General features: G+C 64.4%; 1 protein-coding gene. It reads left to right on the top strand.

The window, feature by feature from the left end:
- The coding region (locus B3D39_RS11870; RefSeq protein WP_286789721.1) for an FAD-dependent oxidoreductase at positions 1 to 447 on the top strand (447 nt) is incomplete at both ends.

Raw genomic sequence — 447 nt, 5'->3', positions numbered from 1 at the left:
AAGGCGCTGCTGCGCTCGGCCGAGGTGTTCCACCTGATGGAGCGCGCGAAGGATTTCGGTCTCAGCGCCGAGAAGTTCGGCTATGACCTCGACGCGGTGGTGAAGCGCTCGCGCGGGGTGGCAAAGCAGCTCGCTTCCGGCGTCGGCCATCTGCTGAAGAAGAACAAGGTCGATGTCGTGATGGGCACGGCGAAGCTTGCCGGCAAGGGCAAGGTTTCGGTGAAAACCGACAAGGGTAGCGAGGAACTGACCGCCAAGAATATCGTGCTGGCCACCGGCGCGCGGGCGCGCAACCTGCCGGGGCTCGAGGCCGACGGCAAGCGTGTCTGGTCCTACAAGCACGCGCTCAACCCGCCGCACGAGCCGAAGAAGCTGCTGGTCATCGGCTCTGGCGCGATCGGCATCGAATTCGCCAGCTTCTTCAATACGCTGGGTGCCGAGACGACG

This window comes from Thioclava sp. UBA3469 (genome assembly GCF_002378135.1).
In the GTDB taxonomy this organism is placed as follows: domain Bacteria; phylum Pseudomonadota; class Alphaproteobacteria; order Rhodobacterales; family Rhodobacteraceae; genus Thioclava; species Thioclava sediminum.
Note: the sequence above shows the minus strand (reverse complement) of the source record. Positions and strands in the feature narration are given on the sequence as shown.